This window comes from Caballeronia catudaia, assembly GCF_001544755.2.
GTDB classification, from domain to species: domain Bacteria; phylum Pseudomonadota; class Gammaproteobacteria; order Burkholderiales; family Burkholderiaceae; genus Caballeronia; species Caballeronia catudaia.
The window spans coordinates 113402-132289 of sequence record NZ_FCOF02000007.1 but is presented as its reverse complement, the minus strand read 5'-3'; the positions used below and the strand labels follow the sequence as shown (position 1 = coordinate 132289).

Genomic DNA, 18888 nt, shown 5'->3' with positions numbered 1-18888 from the left:
CCTTATGCGTCGGTGGTGACGACGAGCCTGAGCGACGCCGTCTCGGTCCTGCCCGGCGCGAGCCAGCGCAGCCCGCGGCCGTTGTGGATGGCGTCCGGCAGGCCGATCCACGGCTCGACGCAATAGAAGTCCGACGTGTCCGATTCGGTCCAGGTCGTGACGGCGTACCACGGCACCGAATCCGGCTGATGCAGCTCGAAGCTGACCGTGCGCTTCAGACCCGGCATCTTGAGCCGCATCGGCTCGTCGGACGGATGCGTGAGGCAGTGAAAGGTATCGACGATGCCCGGATCGGTCAGCGAATAACGCGGCTGGCCGGGTTCCGCCTCGGTGATCGAGCCGTCCGGCAATTGCCGGCGCCGCTCGGTGCGCGGCAATTCGACGCTGCTCTCGCCGCGTTGAGCGTGCGGCAGATGAAAGTAAAAATGATGCCCGGCGTAGTAGGGCAGCGCGACCTCGCCGGGATTCGATGTCGTGAGTTCGACTTCGAGCGTGTTGCCGTCGATGATGCGGTAAGCCGCTTCGAAGCGGAACGCGAACGGATAGCCGTCGCGGGTGGCGTCGCTGTCGACGAGCGTCATGCGCAGGCCGTGGCCGTCGGCGTCGCGCGTGCTGGAGAACGGCAGGTTGCGCGCGAAGCCGTGCGTCGGCAGCGCATGCACGACGCCTTCGGGATCGCGCCATTTACCGATTTCTCCGTCGACGAAATGCCGCCCGAGAAACGGAAACAGTAGCGGATTGCCGCCGCGGATTTTCGCGGGATTCGACCAGTCGGGCGCGTCGGGCCAATGGATGACAGACTCGCCGCCGACGCGCCAGGTCATGAGCCGTCCGCCCGCGCGCGGCGCGAGCAGAAGGGCGGCGCCGTCGCGCTCGATTTCGATGACGTCAGTTTCCGGTGACATGATGGCCGTGCGCTCCGTTGATTGGCTGGACGCCGCGCGTGCGATGTCGCGCGGCTTGAACCGTAGATTCTGCCTTGGAATTTCCTACGGAAAAACCCTTTGCGGGAAATTGCGACTGAGCAAAGCGCACGCAATATGTTGTTATGTGGACCCTGTGTTGGGAATCAGACGGACAAGGAGCAATCATGGATCTGGCGATGGCAATGGGCGTCGCGATGTTCGGCCTTTTCGGCGCGAGCACGGCAATCTTCCTCTTTAAGCTGAAGGTCTGAGCGGCGATCGCGGTCCTGCTGCGCTCTGCGGCGTTCCAAAGCGCTCTTGCTTTCGGATTGCTTATATCTTGCTTGCTTTATTAATTCGTTTTGCCGACGATTGACTGTCGGCGCAATTTGTGTGCGGTTAGCGCTTGGCGCTCGATTTCGCCACCGGCATAATCGGTCCCGTTTGCGCGCCGTATCGACTCATCCCTCCTTTTCCACCTTCCCGGTCGGCCTCTTTCGGCTTCGCGTGACGCGAGGGATGGAACTGCACGGCGCGTCCTTCATCCTCCTCAAAAAAGGACCGACGCGTGACTCTGTGGTTTCTCGTTTTCTTGAGCGTGCTCCAGGGCGTGACCGAGCTCTTTCCGGTCAGCAGTCTCGGGCACACGCTGCTCATTCCCGGCCTGATCGGCATGCATATCGACAAGCACGCGCCGCAATTGCTGCCGTTTCTCGTCGCGCTGCATCTCGGCACGGCCATCGCGCTGCTCTGGTATTTCCGCAAACGCTGGATCGCGCTGATCCGCGGCTTTTTCGCGTCGCTCGGCGGCCGCCGCAACGACGACGGCCACATGATGTGGGCGCTGATCATCGGCACGATTCCGACGGGCATCGTCGGGCTGCTGCTGGAAAAGCGGCTCGAGGTGATTTTCCACGATTTGCGGATCGTCGCGGCGGCGTTGATCGTCAATGGCGTGCTTTTGTGGCTGGGCGATCGCCTGCAGCGAAGCCGTGCGACGCGGGCGCCTGAAAAGCTCACGTTCAGGCAGGCGTTTCTGGTCGGACTCGCGCAGATCGGCGCGCTGATTCCGGGCTTTTCGCGCAGCGGTCTGACGATGATCGCGGGCGTCGGCGCTGGGCTCACCGCGGAGGCTGCGGCGGAGTTTTCGTTTCTGCTTGGCACGCCGATCATTTTCGCGGCGGGCGTGCTCGAGCTGCCGAAGCTGTTTCACGCGCCGGGACAACTGGCCGATTCGGTGCTCGGCGGCGTGCTGACGGGCATCGCGGCTTATCTGAGCGTGCGCTTCCTGATGCGCTATTTCGAAGGGCACGGCAAGCTCGCGTCGTTCGGCGTGTATTGCGTGATCGCGGGCGTCTTCTTCCTCGGCTGGTTCATGATGCACCCACAACCGGTGTGATGAACCGAGGACAAGCGGCGCGGCGAATGAGGTAAAATCGCGGTCTCTTCTGATCCGCGGCGGTTTTTTCGCTTCTCAGCGTCGGCCGCGCGTTCCGTTCTCCGCCCTTAGCTCAGCTGGATAGAGCAACGGCCTTCTAAGCCGTAGGTCACACGTTCGAGTCGTGTAGGGCGGGCCAGTAAAATCAGATACTTAGCCCAGTCCCTGCGATTGGGCTTTTTGATTTATACGGTTCGTGTAGGCACTGTGTAGGCAAATCGAATCGATGTGGGAGGGTGGTTCGATGCTGTTCGTTTCAGGCATCTGCGATCTACAATTTTCGACGCTCTCGTAGAATCCGCATCGCGGGGCTGTACCTTTCTGTGAAGTCCGGCGCGTGGTTGCGCTGGAGACAGGCTTGGCAGCCTGTAGACGCTCTTTACCCGTGACCGCCTACGCAATGTAGGCGGCGCGCAATGCTGTAGCCCCGCGTGCCTTCTGACCACAGGCGGCGCGGCGCTTCTGTTCGCCTATGGGCGGGCCGTGGTGGGGAACCCGGAAGGGTTGCCGGTAATGGTAATAGCGTCCCGGTCTGCCAACCCTGCCACAGTGCCCGCCCGCCCCTTCGCTCGAAGGGTGCGGCTCCGAGCTTCATTCAGGAGCAAGCATGGGCGGACCGAAACGTTCTCACGGCCACTGGCGCGGTGAAGATCGAGCATCGGCTAGGTCAGATAGCCGTGAAGGTCAGAAGGGCGCAAGAGACGATAGCTCAATACAAGGCCTCACTTTGCAACGAACAGGCAGCGCGGTTTAACGCTCTTGAACTCTGCTTGTCCGGGGCGCTCGCAAGCGCGAATCTGTCCGTTCATTTATTCCGCTCTGTCCGTCCGCTCTTGTGCCCGATAGATGCAGCCGAAGAGCGCCTGATCGAAGAACTCATCGATAGCGGTGTCGCGCCGAAAATCAGCAGCCACCCGCGACGAAGCTGAACATCACAAGTCAGCCAGCTCCGATCAATCGCTGGCCCGCTTCCTGCCAATCCTCTCCGTCGTGCGCGCATCGAAATCCCCGCAACCCCGCGCCCCACAACGCATCGGAAAAACCAACCGTCTCGTACAACGCAAAACATCGCCCACTCGCAGTGCGCGCGTGCATCAACGTGGCGCGCGCGGCTCCACAAAGTGACAGGAATGCCTTGAACAACCGAGCATACGAAACCAGCCCCGCGCAATGCTCGCTATGGACGCGCAAGCAGTCGCGCCTGCCGCCTGAATCGCGTCGCGTGCTGCTCGCGTTGTCGGAGCGCGTGCTCGGCGCATCGCTCGTGTCGCTCTTCGAACTCAAAGGCTTTCCGGCGCAACTCGCAATCGATCCATCATCGGTGAGAGAGAACGTCGAGCAATGGCGGCCGCATGTGCTTTTCCTCGACACGCGCATCGGCGGCTGCGGCAACTATGCGCTCGCGCGTGCGCTTCGCGAAGCCGATGACGACGCGCATCGCCTCGTCATCGCGATGAGCGGCTTTCTGCCCGAAGAGCCGATCGCGCGTCTCAAGGAAGCGGGCTACGACGGACATTGTCGCCGTCCGTGCCCCGTGTGGCGGATGACCGATCTGCTCGACGAATACTTCGCATGTCACGCGGTGCGCTGACCTCGCGACGATCGGTCATCGAACGTGCGTAACTGCGCGGGCCGAACACGAGATTGAGCGCGATCATCGCGATGAGACTGGCGGCGAGCATCATCCACGACATCGAGAAGCCGCCGCTCACGTCGCGCACGATGCCCGCGACGACCGGCGCCAGCGCCGCGATGACGAAGCCCACGCCCTGCACGAACGCGACGAGCCGCGCGGCGAGCGCGGGATCGTCGGCGTGATCGAGCGTCAGCACGAGCGTGAGCGCGAACACGCCGCCCAATCCGCCGCCGAGCAGCGCGACGACCGCGATCGGCGCCGACAGAGGCGCGACGAGCAGCAGACCGAAGCCCGCCAGTTGCGCGACGAGGCCGAGTGCAAGCCACGGACGCCGGTCCCGGCCGCGACCGAAGCGCGCAGCCGCCATCGGCAGCAGCAGCGCGGACGACGCTTGGAACACCGTGAGCATCGCGAGCAGCGCGCCGCTTTCGGTCACGCCGCGGCCGAGTTGCTGGTAATACGCGGGCATCCACGCGACGAGACTCGTATAGCCGCCGTTGACGAGCCCGAAGAAAATCCCGAGCGTCCACGCGCGGCGATTGAGAAAGAGCGACGGCGCGCTCGCGGCACGGCCCGTCGACGCGGCGCGCGGCAAGGCATCGGCGCGCATGAGAAGCAGCCACACGGCGAGCGCGATCATCGCGGGCAACGCCCAGAAAGCAAGCCCCGCCTGCCACGACATGCGCGACGCGACCGAGGGCGTGATGCTCGCGCCCAGCCCGCCGCCCGCCATGATCGATGCGGAATAGAGGCCCATCGCGAACGGCAGGCGCGCGGCGAAGCGCGTCTTCATCACGCCCGGCAGCAGCGCCTGAATGACCGCGACGCCCGTGCCCGCGACCGCCGCGCTGACAATCAGCGCCGCCGCATTCCCGGCGACGAGCCGCCCGGCGCAGGCCGCGGCGATCGCGACGAGCCCGAGCGCCACGCCGCGCGCATTGCCGATCGCGCGCGACAGGGCGCTGGCGCCGAACGCGCACACGCCCATCGCGACGACGGGCAGGCCGGTCAGCATCGACGCGCCGCGAAACGACAGCCCCGTCGCGTTCAGGATCACGCCCATCAGCGGACTGATCGACGTAAGCAAGGGCCGCAGATTCAGCCCGATCGCGACGATCACCGCGAGCCAGGCGAGGTTCGATGCGCGCGGATTCATCGCGTGAACTCCGGCGGTATAGGCGTGCCGTTGGCCATCACGAAGCTGCGCGGCGGGCGCACCGCCACGGCCTGCGCAACAGTTTCCGCATCGACGAGCACGAGATCCGCGCGCATGCCCGGCGCTAAACCGTAATCCGCGAAGCCGCACGCGCGGGCCGCTTCGATCGACACGCAATCGAACGCGGCGGCGAGATCGTCGTCGCGGCGCAGGTCGTAGCGCATCGCGATCAGCATCGCGCGTTCGAGCATGTCGGGCGAGCCGAAGGGCGTCCACGCATCGCGGATGCCGTCGTTGCCGCCGAAGAGCGTGACGCCCGCCGCGCGCGTCTCCCGGAACGGCGGCACGGGAACCGAAGCCGGCGCGGTCGTGAGCAGCGCGACGTCCGCCCGCGCGATGCGTTCGAGCAACGCGCCGCGCCGCGCGTCGGGCAGCGCGCCGAGGCAGAACGCGTGGCTCACGACGACGCGGCCCTGATAGCCATGCGCCTCGATGCGATCGAGCAGCAGATCGAACGTGAACGCGCCGAGATCGCCGGGCTCGTGCAGATGCATGTCGATGGACTTGCCGTGCTTCGTCGCGAGCGCGAACGTGATGTCGAGCGATGCGGCCGGATCGCCGTCGATCGAAGAAGGATCGAGCGCGCCGAGCACGTCCGCGCCATTCGCGAGCGCCGCGTCAAGCAACGCGCGCGTGCCAGGGCGCTTGAGCACGCCCGATTGCGGAAACGCGACGATCTGCATGTCGAGGACATCGGCGAGCGCGGCGCGCGTATCGCAGACGCCTTCGAGATGACGCAAACCCGCATCCGTGTCGATATCGACGTGCGTGCGCAGGCGTGTCGTGCCTTCGCGCAGAAAAGCGAGCGCAAGCGCGCGCGAGGCCGCCGCGGCGTCGTGGCCGCTTTCCGCACGCCAGCGCCGCTCGTTCTCGATCCGGTCGATGAGACGCGGTCCCACCGCATTGCGAAACCACGGCATGCCCCACGTGGTCTTGTCCAGATGCGTATGGCCTTCGACGAAGCCGGGCAGGAGCAGCGCGCAAGCGCCGTCGATCACGGTGTCGGCGGGCGCGGGCTGGCGCTCTCCGTGAGGGGCGATCGCATCGATGACGGCGCCGGTGACGCGCACGTCCATCGGCGCACCGCCGAACGGTCGTGCGTTGACGATCCAGGTCGATGGCTTCATACGATGGAATCCTCCCGTGGTTTCGTGCATTTGGTTGACCATTCTAGCAGCGTTTGGTCAACCAAAAATACGTCGAAAGTGATAACCCGAATTCGCATCCGCATGCGGGCACTCGTTACAATGCGGATCAACTCAGGCACGACAGGCATCATGGCATCACGCGCGGACACATCATCGAACGAAATCACCGTTGACGAGCGCGTCTACGGCGCGATCACGTCCGCGCTGTTGCACGGCAAGCTCGCGCCCGGCGCGCAGCTCGTCGAGCGCGAGCTCGCCGCCGCGTTCGACTGCACACGCGGCACGATCCGCAAGGTGCTGGCGCGGCTCGGCGCCGAAGGCAAGCTGACGCTGGAAGCAAATCGCGGCGCGTTCGTGCCGTCGCCGACGCCCGAAGATATCCGCGAGGTCTATCGCGCGCGTCAGGTGGTGGAGGCGGGCATCGTTGCCGCGCTGTGCGGCGCGCTGACGACGCAGGCGAAGCGCGCGCTGCGTGCCCACGTCAAGGCCGAGCAGCGCGCGGTGAAGGCGGGCAGCGTCGAAGAATGCGTGCGCCTCGCGGGGCACTTCCATCTGCTGCTCGCGGAACTGGCCGGCGCGCCGGAAGTGCATGCGTTTCTCGCGAAGCTCGTCGCGAAGACCGAGCTGTATAAGGCGCTTTTCGATCCGACGAAACTGTCGAACTGCGCATCGGACGAACATGGCCGCCTCGTCGATGCGCTCGAAGCAGGCGATCTCGCTACCGCGCTGACAGCGATGCGCACGCATCTGGACGAGCTGCAGACGCGCGTGCTCGCGCAGGCGAGCGGGGCGCGCACGAACGATCTGGCGTCGCTGTTCGCGGGTGCTTGAATATCGAATGAAAAACGGGCCGCGGTGTGAAAACCGCGGCCCGTTTCCGTTGCAACGCGAGCGATGCTTACTGCGAGAAGTCGAGCGCGTTGGTCAGATCGCCCATCTTCTGCGCGCCGTTGGCGGCGAGCGCGGCGTCACTCGACGTGAGACCCGGCAGCGACGGCAGGTTGAAGCGCTTCGTGATGAAGCGCAGGATCGACGTCGTGTCGTATTGCGTGTGATCGACGAACCCCTTCTTCGCATACGGCGAGACGATGAGCGCCGGAATGCGCGTGCCCGGACCCCAGCGATCGCCCTTCGGCGGCGCCACGTGATCCCAGAAGCCGCCGTTCTCGTCATACGTCACGACGACGACCATGTTCTTCCACTGCGGGCTGTTCTGCAGACGGGAGATCAGGTCGGCGATGTGCTGGTCGCCCTGCGCGACGTCCGTGTAACCGGCGTGCTCGTTCAGGTTGCCCTGCGGCTTGTAGAACGAGACTTGCGGCAGCGTGCCCGCGTCGATCGCCTTGATGAACTCCGAGCCGTTCGTGCCGCCGTCGAGCAAGTGCTGCGAGCGGTTGGCCGTGCCCGGCGCCAGATCGGCGAAGTAGTTGAACGGCTGATGGTGTGTCTGGAAATCAGGCACCACGTTGACCGCGCCGTTGATGACCGACCGGTCCGCCAGCGCCGCGCCCCACGAGCCGCCGTACCATGCCCAGCTCACGCCGGCATTGTTCAGCAGATCGCCGATATGCTGCTGCGTCTGCGGCGGCAGCGTGGTCGCCTGGCTCGGATCGGCGAGGTTCGGATCGCCGCCCGTCGCCGGCTTGTTGCCGCTCGGCTGATACGGTGGCTGCATCGTGTTGACCGCGAAGAAGTCGGGCGTCAGGTTGCCCGAGTTCACGAAGAGGCCCTGCGTGTTGCCGGTGAGCGCCGACCCCGCGGCCTTTGCGAGTTTGAGCGAGACGCCGTCCGCATTGACCGCCGAGACCGAGCTGGCTGCCGGGCTCTTGTCTGCGTTCGGGTAGATAGGCGTGCACGCGCAGATGAGCCATTGGTGGTTCAGGAACGAGCCGCCGAACGCGCCCATGAAGAAGTTGTCCGCGAGCGTGTATTGCTGCGCGATCTTGTAGAGCGGCAGCTTGTCCGGCGGCGTGTCGTAGTGGCCCATCACGAGACCGCCCGAGTCGCCCCATGCGGCGAACTTGTCGTTCTTGCCGCCGTCGATCTGCATCTGGTTCTCGTAGAAGCGGTGATACAGATCGCGCGTCGTGACGTTGAGCTGCGTGTTGAAGCCGTTCGCGGCGTCGATCGCGAACGGCGTGTTCGGCAGGTTCGCCGTCATCGCTTCGGTGATCGCGGGCGTCACGCCCGTCGCCGTCAGGCCGCCCCAGATTTTCGGCAGCGTGGCCAGCACGCTGCCGTCGCGGTCGAGCTGCTGGGAGTTGGCCGCGGTCACGTTCTGCAGACCGTTCGCGCCGGGGAAATGCCCGTACAGGTTATCGAAGCTGCGGTTCTCGGCGTAGATCACGACGACGTTCTTCACAGAAGAGATGTCGTTGGTCTGATTGTCGTCGCCACCGCATGCGTAGAGGCCGAATGCGACGGTCGCCGCGAGCGGCACCGCGCAAACGAGTTTCGTGTTCATTGAGATTCTCTCTTGTGTTGGGGACCGGCGCATGACGCGGGCTTGGTCGTCGGGGAGCCTTTGCCCGCCGGCGTGCGCAGTGTCGCAACGCAAATTGACGCAGCCGTGTAATAACGCTTTCGTTTGCGTAATGTTTGCTTGATAAATTTCGCGTAACCGTTTGCGTCATGAAGGCGTCCGGGCTTGTCACATGAAAGACATGCACGCGACATACGCTTCGGCATCTTTTGATCCGATGCCCCACGTCCATGTCTCCGATGCGTCTGCCGTTCGTTCTCTGCACTCTCGCGCTCGCCGCGCTATCCGCCGCGATGAGCGGCTGCGGCTCCCATGCGGCGGACACGAACGCGAGCGGGGCGACGCAGGCGCCCGCGACGAACGCCGTCGCGAACGCGGCGCCGCAAGCCCAGACGCGCGCCGAAGTCTTCGCGCACGTGAAGCAGATGACGACGCTCGGCGAGAAGCTCTTTTTCGATCCGTCGCTGTCGGGATCGGGCAAGCTCGCCTGTGCGTCGTGTCATAGTCCGAGCCACGCGTTCGGGCCGCCCAACGCGCTGTCCGTGCAACTCGGCGGCAACGACATGCATCAGCCTGGATTTCGCGCGGTGCCGTCGCTCGAGTATTTGCAGTCGGTGCCCGCGTTCACGCGGCATTTCCACGATTCCGACGACGAAGGCGATGAAAGCGTCGATGCGGGGCCGACCGGCGGCCTGACGTGGGATGGCCGCGTCGATCACGGCTCGGATCAGGCGCGCATTCCGCTGCTGTCGAGCTTCGAGATGGGCAGCACGCCGGCGAAGGTCGCGGCGGCGGTGAAGGCGTCGCCGTATGCGGACGACTTCCGCAAGGCGTTCGGCGCCAACGTCTTCGACAGCGACGACAAGACGTTCGCCGCGGTGTTGCAATCGCTCGAAGCGTTCGAGCAGACGCCCGCAACGTTCTATCCGTACACGAGCAAGTTCGACGCGTTCCTCGCCGGCCGCGCGAAGCTCAACGACGCCGAGATGCACGGCCTGCAGCTCTTCAACGACGAGAACAAGGGCAACTGCGCGTCGTGCCACATCAGCCAGCGCGCGAAAGACGGCTCGCCGCCGCAGTTCAGCGATTTCGGCCTGATCGCGATCGGCGTGCCGCGCAATCGCGCGCTGCCGGTCAACCAAAACCCGAAGTTCCACGACCTCGGCGCGTGCGGCCCGGAGCGCACGGACCTGAAAGGGCAGGACGAGTACTGCGGCATCTTCCGCACGCCGTCGCTGCGCAACGTCGCGACGCGCAAGACCTTCTTCCACAACGGCATCTATCACAAGCTGGACGACGTGGTGCGCTTCTATGTCGAACGCGACACGAACCCGGAGAAGTTCTATCCGGTATCGAAGAACGGCGCCGTCGATAAATTCGACGATCTGCCGAAGCAATACTGGGCGAACATCAACACCGGGCCGCCGTTCGACCGCAAGAAGGGCGACAAGCCCGCGCTCGACGAGGCCGAGATCAAGGATGTCGTCGCGTTCCTCGACACGCTCACGGATGGCTACGATCCGGCGAAGGACAAGGACTCGCAAAAGGGCATCGGCATCGGTCAGATGAAGTCCGCGTCCAACTAAGACGGCCTCGCGCAGGCGGCGGCCGCGGGCGGGGCCAGATGCCCCGCCTCATGCTATCCTCGCGGCCATATTGTCCGCAACGAGGAGAACCCAATGCGAATCCACCTTCGGGCGCTCGCCCGCGCCTCCTTCCTGACGATCGCCGCCGCCGCGCTCGCCGCCGTGAGCGCGCAGGCCGGGGCCGCCAATCTGGGCTTTCTGAACAACACGCCGATCACCTACATGAAGCAGCGCGACCTCCAGGCGCTCAACGACGCCGCACAGATCGCGCTCAACACGAAGCAGGACGGCGAATCACTCGACTGGAACAACAAGGGCACCGGCAACACGGTTCCGATCAACGGCACCGTGACGCCGCAGAACAGCTTCGAATCGGACGGGCTGAAATGCCGCAAGATCACGCTCATCGCGGAAGCGAAAGGGCAGACGCAGACCTGGACGCCCATCGCGTGCAAGCAGAGCGACGGCAAGTGGAAACTCAAGAAGCAGTGATGAACGGGGAGCGCACTCGATGACCGGCCGCACCGTATCGTGCGGCGTGGTCATGCTGAACATGCAAGGCGACGTGCTGCTCTGCCACGCGACCGAAACCACGCACTGGGACGTGCCCAAGGGCGCCGCCGATCCCGGCGAGAGCCCGCGCGAGGCGGCGTTGCGCGAGCTCGTCGAGGAAACGGGCATCGTGCTGGACGGCGCGCGGCTGAAGGATCTCGGGCGCTTCGTCTACCGTCGCGACAAGGACCTTCATCTGTTCGCGGTGCGTGTGAGCGAAGACGAAGTGCGGCTCGAGAACTGCGTGTGCGAGTCGTATTTCCCGCGCTACGGCGACGGCACGATGATTCCCGAGATGGACGCGTACCGCTGGGTCAGCCCGGCCGAAGTCGACCAGTTTGCGAGCCGCAGCCTCGCGCGGCTTTTCCAGACGACGTTGTCACTCGCCGAACTGCACGAGACGCTCTGATCAGTCGACCGTGCGGTCGTTGGGATGGGCGAAGAGCGTCTTCATCTCTGCCGACATCGGAAATTGCAGATTCATGCCGTCCGGCGGGATCGGCCGCATGAACCATCTCTCGTAGAGCTTCGTGGCTTCGCCGGAGCGCTGCATGTTGGCGATCACGTCGTCGACGATGCGCTTGAACACCGGATCGCCCTTGCGCATCATGCAGCCGTACGCCTCGTTCGCGAGCGATGCGCCCGTCACGGTGTACTCTCCGCGCGCGGCGCCTTCCTGCGCGATCTTGCCGTAGAGCAGCGGATCGTCCATCACGAACGCCACGGCGCGATCCGTCCTGAGTGCGGCAAACCCTTCCGCATGATCGCGCGCGCTGATGATGCGCAGATTCAGCTTCCTGTCGATATCCATCTGCCGCAACATGCGCTCGTCCGACGTGCCCGCCGTGGTCGAGACGGTCTTGTTCGCGAGATCGGCGTAATCGCGAATGCCCGACTTTTTCTTCACGGCCATGCGGATGCCGTACTGAAAGAAGCTGTTCGAGAACGCGACGAGCGGATCGCGGTCGGCCACGTGCGCGGTCGAGCCACATTCGAGATCGACCTGATTGTTCACCACATAAGAGATGCGGTTCGCCGACGTGACCTGCACGTTCTTCACGGCGAGATTCGGCATGTTGAGACGCTTCTTGATCTCGTCGACGACTTTCAGCGCGATGTCGTACGAATAGCCCACCGGCTGCTGCTTGACCATGTACGAAAACGGCACCGACGACTCGCGCGTGCCCAGCACGATCGCGCCGTTTTCGGCGATCTTGCGCAGCGTCGCGGAAGGCTGCATCTGATCGACGGCGGCCTGCGCGCGGGCGATCTCGGCGGCGGTGGCCGCGTGCGCGCCCACGGACGCGAGCGCCCAGACCAGCGCAAGAGCGGCGCTTCGTTGCGCCCGGGCGCGGTGCGGCGCGAAGGAGTGCGGCAGCTTCATGATGTCCTCGTGAGAAGCGGCTTGCGACGGGTGCCGTTCAGATTGCCGTTCAGATTGCCGTGAAGCGCAGAGGCGCCGCGTGGCCGCGCGGCGCCTGGGCTTAACGTCGATGTCAGGCCGGCTTGCCCCAGCTGTCGCGCAGGCTGACGATGCGGTTGAACACGGGCTTGCCCGGCTGCGAATCCACGCGGTCCGCGACGAAATAGCCGTGCCGCTCGAACTGGAAGCGGTCTTCGGCGTTTGCTTCGCGTGCGGAAGGTTCGAGATAGGCGTTCACGACGCGCTTCGAATCCGGATTCAGCGCATCGAGGAACTCCGCGCCGCCCGCGCCCGGCTGCGGTTCCTTGAAGAGACGATCGTAGAGACGCACTTCGGCTGCATAGGCGGTCGCCGCGCTGACCCAGTGGATCGTGCCCTTCACCTTGTAGTTGTTCGCGCCTTCGGTGCCCGATTTGCTGTCGGGGAAGTAGTTGCAGTGCACGGCGGTCACGTTGCCGTTCCCGTCCTTGTCCGCGCCCGTGCATTCCACGACGAAGCCGTACTTCAGGCGCACCTTGTTGCCGGGGAAAAGACGGAAATAGCCTTTCGGCGGCGTCTCCTGGAAGTCCTCGCGCTCGATCCACAATTCGCGCGAGAACGGGAACGCGCGCACGCCGCGATCCGGATGATGCGGATGCACCGGCGCGCTGCATTCTTCGCGCTGTCCTTCCGGATAGTTGTCGATGATGAGCTTGAGCGGATCGAGCACGGCGATCGCGCGCGGCGCCTTTTCGTCGAGATCGTCGCGCAGTGCGCCTTCGAGCACGCTCATGTCGATCCACGAATCGACCTTCGTCACGCCGACGCGCTCGACCATCAAACGAATGGCTTCCGGCGTGAAGCCGCGCCGCCGCACGCCGACGATGGTCGGCATGCGCGGATCGTCCCAGCCGTCGACGTGATTTTCCTGCACGAGTTGCAAGAGCTTGCGCTTGCTCGTGATCGCATACGTGAGGTTCAGGCGGGAGAATTCGATTTGCTGCGGGAGCGGGCGCTCGAATACGCCGTCGTCCGCGAGTTGCGCGAGGAACCAGTCGTAGAGCGGCCGATGATCCTCGAACTCGAGCGTGCAGAGCGAATGCGTGATGTTCTCGATCGCGTCCGACACGCAATGCGCGTAGTCGTACATCGGGTAGATGCACCATGTGTCGCCGGTGCGGTAGTGATGCGCGAAGCGGATGCGATAGATCACCGGGTCGCGCATGTTGAAGTTCGGCGAGGCCATGTCGATCTTCGCGCGCAGGACGTGCTCGCCTTCCTTGAACTCGCCCGCTTTCATGCGGCGGAAGAGGTCGAGGTTCTCTTCGGGCGTGCGCTTGCGATACGGCGAGTCGATGCCGGCTTCGATGGCCGAGCCGCGCGTCGCGCGCATTTCTTCGGCGGTCTGACTGTCGACATACGCCTGGCCCTTCTTGATGAGCATCTCGGCGTATTCGTACAGCTTGTCGTAGTAGTCGCTCGCGAAGTACCGGTGTTCGGTGCCGTTCTTGTTCCATTCGAAGCCGAGCCACTTCACGGCGTCGATGATCGAATCGACGTATTCGACGCTTTCCTTCTCGGGGTTCGTGTCGTCGAAGCGCAGATGGCAGACGCCGCCGTAATCCGCGGCGAGGCCGAAATTCACGCAGATGCTCTTCGCATGGCCGATGTGCAGATAGCCGTTCGGCTCGGGCGGAAAGCGCGTCTCGACCCGCTGCGACCATTTGCCGGAGCGGTTGTCGTCTTCGATGATGTTGCGGATGAAATTGGATGGCGCCGGGGCGTCGTTGCGGTCGGTGTTCATGCGGAAAAGGTGCCAACGGATGCGCTTGACGCGCGTGATGGGTTCGGGAAGCGCTCTTTCAAAACCGGATAGTTCGGGAACGCGTACGAATGCCTTGAATATGAGGTCGATTCTACCTTACGCAACCGCTCTGGACAGGGCGTGGCGGCGACGCATCGTTTCGCCTCGCGATTCGCGCGCGTGCGCGGTTTCGTGAGTTCCGTTACAGGGTTTGCTGCATCGGACTCGGATCGTAACCGCCGTAACGGGACGTAAATCGCGTTGAAAGGCGCATGTGCGCAATTTTATGATCGGCTCGCCTGTCCGGATCGGGCCGTATCCGCTGCCTCGTCCGGCTCGCAAAGCACTGCACATCACAACGAGAAGAAGGAAGCCATCATGAAGAAGATCGCCATCACGACGCTCAAATTCGCCGCCGCGGCCGCACTCGTGTCGAGCCTCGCTGCCTGTGCGAACGTCTCGCGCCAGCAGGCGCACGCCGGCGTCGGTGCGGCTGCCGGCGGCGCGCTCGGTTATCTCGTCACCGGCGGACCGATCGGCACCGTCGCGGGCGCGGCGGCGGGCGGGCTGATCGGCGCGGGCGTTCGCTGAGGTTTCAGACGACCTTGCTTTCACGCAGACGCGCGATCTTCGCGTCGTCGTAGCCGAGTACGTCGGCGAGCACGCTCGACGTGTGCTCGCCGAGCAACGGCGGATGCGAGCGCGCCTCGGGCGGCGTCGCACTCATCTTGATCGGGCTCGCGACGAGCTTCACCGTTCCGGCCGTCGGATGCGGCAAGTCGATCTGCATCTTGCGCGCGAGCACTTGCGGATCTTCGAAGACTTCACCGAGATCGTTGATCGGACCGCACGGCACGCCCGCGGCTTCGAGTTCCGCGATCCATTCGTGCTTGCCCTTCAGCCGCACCATGTCCGCGAGAATCGGCACGAGGATGTCGCGGTTGCGCACGCGCGACGGGTTCGCCGCGAAGCGCGCATCGTCGGCCAGTTCCGGGCGTCCGCCGGCTTCGACGAACTTGCGGAACTGCCCGTCGTTGCCCACCGCGACGATGATCCAGCCATCGCTCGTCTGGAAGGTCTGATACGGCACGATGTTCGCATGCGCGTTGCCCCAGCGCACGGGCGGCTTGCCGCTCGCGAGGTAATTCGTGTTCATGTTGGCGAGCATGGCGACCTGCACGTCGAGCAGCGCCATGTCGATGTATTGCCCTTCGCCCGTGCGGTCGCGGTGCGCGAGCGCGGTGAGCACGCCGATCGTCGCGTACATGCCGGTCATCAGATCGGCGATCGCCACGCCCGCTTTCTGCGGGCCGCCGCCCGGCTGGCCGTCGCGCTCGCCGGTGATGCTCATGAACCCGCCGATGCCCTGCACGATGAAGTCGTAACCCGCTCGCGACGCGTACGGCCCGGTCTGGCCGAAGCCCGTCACCGAGCAATAGACGATATCCGGCTTCACCGCCTTCAGCGATTCGTAGTCGAGCCTGTACTTTTTCAGTTGCCCGGCCTTGTAGTTTTCGAGGACGACATCGCTTTGCGCGGCGAGCTCGCGCACGATCTGCTGGCCTTCCGGCGTGGCGATATCCACCGTCACCGAGCGCTTGTTGCGATTGGCCGCGAGATAGTACGCGGCCTCGTGCGTGTCTTCGCCTTGCGGCGTTTTCAGGTAGGGCGGACCCCAGTGGCGCGTGTCGTCGCCGGTTTCGGGCCGCTCGATCTTGATGACGTCCGCGCCGAAATCGGCGAGCGTCTGCGCGCACATCGGTCCCGCCAGCACGCGGGTCAGGTCCAGCACGCGGATATGGCTCAAGGCTCCCATTCGATCTGTCTCACTTTCGTTGTGTCTCTCGATTCGCGACTGTCGCACAGAACCGCCGCGTGCGCGATAGCGGGACGCCTTCGCGAGCGCGCCCGCCGCCCGGTCGTTTGCGGCGAATCCCGTATAATCGTCCATCACCCTTGTTCCGCCGGCAACGCTCGAAAAGAGCCGCCCGCGGGCGCCATCAAAGAACCGCAGACACGCCCCGTACGCTATGAAAGCCGCCGAAATACGCGAGAAATTCCTGAAGTTTTTCGAATCGAAGGGCCATACGATCGTGCGTTCGTCGAGCCTCGTGCCCGGCAACGACCCGACGCTGCTTTTCACCAACTCGGGCATGGTCCAGTTCAAGGACGTGTTCCTGGGCAGCGAATCGCGTCCGTACTCGCGCGCGACCACTGCGCAGCGCAGCGTGCGCGCGGGCGGCAAGCACAACGATCTGGAGAACGTCGGCTACACCGCGCGGCATCACACGTTCTTCGAGATGCTCGGCAACTTCTCGTTCGGCGATTACTTCAAGCGCGACGCGATCCACTATTGCTGGGAACTGCTGACCAAGGTCTACAGCCTGCCCGCCGAAAAACTTACCGTCACGGTCTACAAGGAAGACGACGAAGCCTTCGATATCTGGGCGAAGGAAATCGGCGTGCCGGTCGAGCGCATCATCCGCATCGGCGACAACAAGGGCGCGCGCTACGCATCGGACAACTTCTGGCAGATGGCCGACACCGGCCCGTGCGGCCCGTGCTCGGAAGTGTTCTACGACCACGGCCCGGAAATCTGGGGCGGCCCCCCGGGATCGCCTGAAGAAGACGGCGACCGCTTCATCGAGATCTGGAATCTCGTGTTCATGCAGTTCAACCGCGACGCGCAAGGCAACATGACGCCGCTGCCCAAGCAGTGCGTCGACACGGGCATGGGCCTCGAGCGCCTCGCCGCCGTGCTGCAGCACGTGCACAGCAACTACGAGATCGATCTCTTCCAGACGCTCATCAAGGCCGCCGCGCGCGAAACCAACACGCCGGATCTGGAAAACAACTCGCTGAAGGTCATCGCCGACCACATTCGCGCGTGCTCGTTCCTGATCGTCGATGGCGTCATTCCCGGCAACGAAGGCCGCGGCTACGTGCTGCGCCGTATCGTGCGCCGCGCGATCCGTCACGGCTACAAGCTCGGCAAGAAGGGCGCGTTTTTCCACAAGCTCGTGGCGGACCTTGTCGCGGAAATGGGCGCGGCGTATCCGGAACTCGCGGACGCGCGGCAGCGCGTGACCGACGTTCTGCGTCAGGAAGAAGAGCGCTTCTTCGAGACCATCGAGCACGGCATGTCGATTCTCGAAGGCGAGCTCGCCGATCTCGACAAGAAGGGCGTGAAGCAACTGGACGGCGAACTCGCGTTCAAGCTGCACGACACGTACGGCTTCCCGCTCGATCTGACCGCCGACGTGTGCCGCGAGCGCGGCGTGACCGTCGACGAACCCGCGTTCGACGACGCGATGGCGCGTCAGCGCGATCAGGCGCGCGCGGCGGGCAAGTTCAAGATTGCGGCGGGCCTCGAATACTCGGGCGCGAAGTCCACGTTCCACGGCTACGAGAAGGAAATTTTCGACGACGCGAAGATTCTCGCGCTGTATGTCGAAGGCGCTTCGGTGAATGAAGCGAAGGACGGCCAGCAAGCGGTCGTCGTGCTCGATCACACGCCGTTCTACGCCGAATCCGGCGGCCAGGTCGGCGATCAGGGCGTGCTCGCGAACGCGAGCGTGCGCTTTGCCGTCGCCGATACGCTGAAGGTGCAAGCGGACGTCGTCGGTCATCACGGCACGGTCGAGCAGGGCACGCTCAAGGTCGGCGACGTCGTGAAGGCCGAAATCGACGGCATCCGCCGCGCCCGCACCGCGCGCAACCACTCGGCGACGCACTTGATGCACAAGGCGCTGCGCGAAGTGCTCGGCGGCCACGTGCAGCAGAAAGGCTCGCTCGTCGACGCCGACAAGACCCGCTTCGACTTTGCTCACAACGCGCCGATGACGGACGACGATATCCGCCGCGTCGAGCAGATCGTGAACAACGAGATCATCGCGAACGCGCCGGGCGTCGTGCGCGTGATGTCGTACGACGAAGCCGTGAAGGGCGGCGCGATGGCGCTTTTCGGCGAGAAATACGGCGACACCGTGCGCGTGCTCGATCTCGGCTTCTCGCGCGAACTCTGCGGCGGCACGCACGTGCAGCGCACCGGCGACATCGGCTTCTTCAAGATCGTGATGGAAGGCGGCGTGGCGGCGGGCATTCGCCGTGTCGAGGCCATCACCGGCGACAACGCCGTGCGCTACGTGCAGGAACTGGATCAACGCATCAACGCGGCGGCGGGCGTGCTGAAGGCGCAGCCGGCGGAGCTCACGCAGCGCATCACGCAAGTGCAGGATCACGTGAAGTCGCTGGAGAAGGAACTCGCGACGCTCAAATCGAAGCTCGCATCGAGCCAGGGCGATGAGCTCGTGTCGCAAGCCGTCGATGTGTCCGGCGTGCACGTGCTCGCCGCGACGCTCGAAGGCGCGGACGTGAAGACGCTGCGCGAGACCGTCGACAAGCTGAAGGACAAGCTCAAGAGCGCGGCGATCGTGCTTGCATCGGTGGATGGCGGCAAGGTGAGTCTGATCGCGGGCGTGACGCCGGATGCGTCGAAGAAGGTGAAGGCGGGCGAGCTCGTCAACTTTGTCGCGCAGCAGGTGGGTGGCAAGGGCGGCGGCCGTCCCGACATGGCGCAGGCAGGCGGCACCGATCCGGCGAATCTGCCGGCCGCGCTCGCGGGCGTTCAAGGTTGGGTGCAGCAGCAGCTTTGAGCGGTTCTGTCGTTGCACTGGAAGCGGCTCGATCTGTTGAGGATCGGGCCGTTTTTCTTTACAC

The 18888-nt window shown here is 64.6% G+C and carries 15 protein-coding genes and 1 tRNA gene; 9 read left to right on the top strand and 7 right to left on the bottom strand.

From position 1 onward, the window contains the following. Positions 1-2: 2 nt before the first annotated feature. Positions 3-905, bottom strand: coding sequence for an aldose epimerase family protein (locus tag AWB75_RS10105; RefSeq protein WP_061123947.1), 903 nt, complete (start codon positions 903-905; stop codon positions 3-5). 568 nt (positions 906-1473) lie between these two features. Between AWB75_RS10105 and AWB75_RS10100 the strand changes: the two genes are divergently transcribed. From AWB75_RS10100 to AWB75_RS10090, 3 genes are all read left to right on the top strand, one after another. Further along, positions 1474-2304 carry an undecaprenyl-diphosphate phosphatase gene (locus AWB75_RS10100; RefSeq protein ID WP_061123946.1) on the top strand — a complete coding sequence of 277 codons (831 nt, stop codon included), beginning with the start codon at positions 1474-1476 and terminating at the stop codon, positions 2302-2304. Positions 2305-2405: 101 nt separating this feature from the next. Continuing rightward, a tRNA-Arg gene (locus tag AWB75_RS10095) sits at positions 2406-2482 on the top strand. A gap of 996 nt (positions 2483-3478) precedes the next feature. Further along, positions 3479-3934: a response regulator gene (locus AWB75_RS10090; protein ID WP_143746418.1), complete on the top strand. Its 456-nt coding sequence runs from the start codon at positions 3479-3481 to the stop codon at positions 3932-3934. On the opposite strand, the gene AWB75_RS10085 is transcribed toward AWB75_RS10090, so the two are convergent. Together AWB75_RS10085 and AWB75_RS10080 are read right to left on the bottom strand one after the other, a co-directional pair. Beyond that, positions 3834-5135, bottom strand: a complete 1302-nt coding sequence (locus AWB75_RS10085) for a cyanate transporter (RefSeq protein WP_061123944.1) — start codon at positions 5133-5135, stop codon at positions 3834-3836. The two genes, AWB75_RS10090 and AWB75_RS10085, sit on opposite strands and share 101 nt — an antisense overlap. After that, positions 5132-6322, bottom strand: a complete 1191-nt coding sequence (locus AWB75_RS10080) for an amidohydrolase family protein (RefSeq protein WP_061124063.1) — start codon at positions 6320-6322, stop codon at positions 5132-5134. The genes AWB75_RS10085 and AWB75_RS10080 overlap by 4 nt, the downstream gene beginning before the upstream one ends. Positions 6323-6472: 150 nt before the next feature. Between AWB75_RS10080 and AWB75_RS10075 the strand changes: the two genes are divergently transcribed. Then, positions 6473-7174 (top strand): GntR family transcriptional regulator, encoded by a 702-nt coding sequence (locus AWB75_RS10075; RefSeq protein WP_061124062.1) that lies wholly within the window; start codon positions 6473-6475, stop codon positions 7172-7174. 67 nt (positions 7175-7241) lie between these two features. Here AWB75_RS10075 and AWB75_RS10070 read toward each other — a convergent pair whose 3' ends face one another. Then, on the bottom strand, positions 7242-8807 hold the full coding sequence (locus AWB75_RS10070) for an acid phosphatase (protein WP_061123943.1): 1566 nt from the start codon (positions 8805-8807) through the stop codon (positions 7242-7244). 248 nt (positions 8808-9055) lie between these two features. Here AWB75_RS10070 and AWB75_RS10065 point away from each other — a divergent pair, with 248 nt between their 5' ends. From AWB75_RS10065 to AWB75_RS10055, 3 genes are all read left to right on the top strand, one after another. After that, positions 9056-10411: a cytochrome-c peroxidase gene (locus tag AWB75_RS10065; RefSeq protein WP_061123942.1), complete on the top strand. Its 1356-nt coding sequence runs from the start codon at positions 9056-9058 to the stop codon at positions 10409-10411. Between the two features lie 93 nt (positions 10412-10504). Next, entirely contained in the window at positions 10505-10903 is a 399-nt protein-coding gene (locus AWB75_RS10060) for an RT0821/Lpp0805 family surface protein (protein ID WP_061123941.1), read from the top strand. 19 nt (positions 10904-10922) lie between these two features. Continuing rightward, entirely contained in the window at positions 10923-11372 is a 450-nt protein-coding gene (locus AWB75_RS10055) for an NUDIX hydrolase (protein ID WP_061123940.1), read from the top strand. Here AWB75_RS10055 and AWB75_RS10050 read toward each other — a convergent pair whose 3' ends face one another. Further along, the gene (locus tag AWB75_RS10050) at positions 11373-12347 is read right to left on the bottom strand and encodes a transporter substrate-binding domain-containing protein (protein WP_087086564.1); all 975 of its coding nucleotides are present in this window, start codon (positions 12345-12347) and stop codon (positions 11373-11375) included. A gap of 112 nt (positions 12348-12459) precedes the next feature. Then, the gene (locus tag AWB75_RS10045; protein ID WP_061123939.1) at positions 12460-14169 is read right to left on the bottom strand and encodes a glutamine--tRNA ligase/YqeY domain fusion protein; all 1710 of its coding nucleotides are present in this window, start codon (positions 14167-14169) and stop codon (positions 12460-12462) included. 378 nt (positions 14170-14547) lie between these two features. Here AWB75_RS10045 and AWB75_RS10040 point away from each other — a divergent pair, with 378 nt between their 5' ends. After that, complete coding sequence (locus tag AWB75_RS10040; protein WP_041730537.1) at positions 14548-14760, top strand: hypothetical protein; 213 nt, start codon at positions 14548-14550, stop codon at positions 14758-14760. A 4-nt stretch (positions 14761-14764) separates the two neighbouring features. Here the strand turns inward: AWB75_RS10040 and AWB75_RS10035 are convergent, their stop codons facing one another. Beyond that, positions 14765-15985, bottom strand: coding sequence for a CaiB/BaiF CoA transferase family protein (locus AWB75_RS10035; protein WP_061124060.1), 1221 nt, complete (start codon positions 15983-15985; stop codon positions 14765-14767). A 214-nt stretch (positions 15986-16199) separates the two neighbouring features. Here AWB75_RS10035 and alaS point away from each other — a divergent pair, with 214 nt between their 5' ends. Beyond that, positions 16200-18824 carry an alanine--tRNA ligase gene (gene alaS / locus AWB75_RS10030; RefSeq protein ID WP_061123938.1) on the top strand — a complete coding sequence of 875 codons (2625 nt, stop codon included), beginning with the start codon at positions 16200-16202 and terminating at the stop codon, positions 18822-18824. Positions 18825-18888 lie beyond the last annotated feature (64 nt).